The 1,503-nt window shown below is 34.0% G+C and carries 1 protein-coding gene; it reads right to left on the reverse strand.

Translation table 11 applies throughout. The features are described 5' to 3' along the window. The coding region (locus FN795_RS21340) for a condensation domain-containing protein (RefSeq protein WP_208743589.1) at window positions 1-1,476 on the reverse strand (1,476 nt) is incomplete at its 3' end. Between the last annotated feature and the right edge of the window lie 27 nt (window positions 1,477-1,503).

Raw genomic sequence — 1,503 nt, forward strand, 5'->3', positions numbered from 1 at the left:
TTCAAAAACAACAGCGATGTTGTCCGGAGTCTTATCGACTTGCTCCTCAAATAAACCGATGATGGTTTTATCTTTCGGATAATCAACTTTGCTATGGTTAAAGTCTACTAATAATTGCTGTTTCTCTCCTTGGGTTAAATAATCAACAAGGTGTATTGCAGTTTGGCTCTTTGAGACAAAAGAATGCGTAATAGCCTCAAAATGAGCCTTCATTTTCCCTATAGATTCAATATCAAAAATATTGGAATCAAACCTGAATTCAATCTCCAAACAAGACTCTGAAGGTTTTACAGTAATAGCAAAACCATAATTTAATTCATCAAAGACATTTATGTTTTCAATATTAATCTTATTATCTGTCTCTAAAGTATCTGCAACAGCATAATTTTCAAAAATGACTAAATTGTTGATCAGTTCCATTCCTAAAGAACTTTGAGATTGAACTTCCGCCAAACTCACATAATGAAAATCGCTGCTTTCAATTGCTTCTGCATGCAATTTCTGCAAAAAGTCTTTAACTGTAGCTGATTCGTCATATTTCAACCTTACAGGAATAGTATTTGAAAAAAGCCCCACCATGTTTTCAACACCTACTAAATCAGCAGGTCGGCCAGATACTACTGATCCAAACACAACGTCTTTAGAATTGTTGTATCTAGATAGTAAATACCCCCAAACCCCTTGTATAAAAGTATTCTTGGTGATGCCAAAATCATTGCAGGTATCTTTTATTTTTTCAAATAGCTCCTCTTCTAGATAGATGCTTTCGCTTTTAAAATTAGCATTTTGGCCTTGGGTTCTTTTTCTGTTTTTAAAAGTAAGCTCAGTAGCGGTTTCAAAACCATCCAAATACCTTTTCCAATACGCCAAAGAAGTTTGCTTATCTACTTTGGATAACCATTTGATATAATTAGCATACTTAGCAGGTTTCTCAAGACTGATAGGTTGTTTTTTATCCAAATCATTTAGGATACTTGAAAAATCGTTAATCAAAATACTCATACACCATCCATCCATTACAATATGATGATGGCTCCAAATAAATTCATAGTTATCATAACCCAAATCTAATACTTGCAAACGCATCTGTGTTGGCTTGTTCAGATCAAAACCTCTAGATATGTCTTCTTGTTTTATTTTTGCTAAAAAAACTGGGTCGGTTTCGTCTTTGTTCAAGATTTTATGGTTAAAATCAACAAGGGCTTCCTTGTGAACAATCTGCAATCTTGCATTATGATCGTTACTGAAGCTGGTTCTTAAAATATCATATCTGTTGACTAGTTCTTGATAGGCCTCTCTTACATTATTTATATTTAGGTTTTCAGCACGCAAAGTATAGCAAGTTTGCATAAAATACAGACTGCTTGACTCCTCTACCAGCCAATGGTAATATAATCCTTGCTGCAAAGGAGACAATTCATAGATATCTTCTATTGCATTGTCATTGTTTATCCTAAATAAATCTTCTATGCTCAAACCTTTAAAAGTCAGGTCGGATGGGGT

The organism is Flavobacterium resistens (assembly GCF_900182645.1).
Classification (GTDB): Bacteria; Bacteroidota; Bacteroidia; order Flavobacteriales; family Flavobacteriaceae; genus Flavobacterium; species Flavobacterium resistens.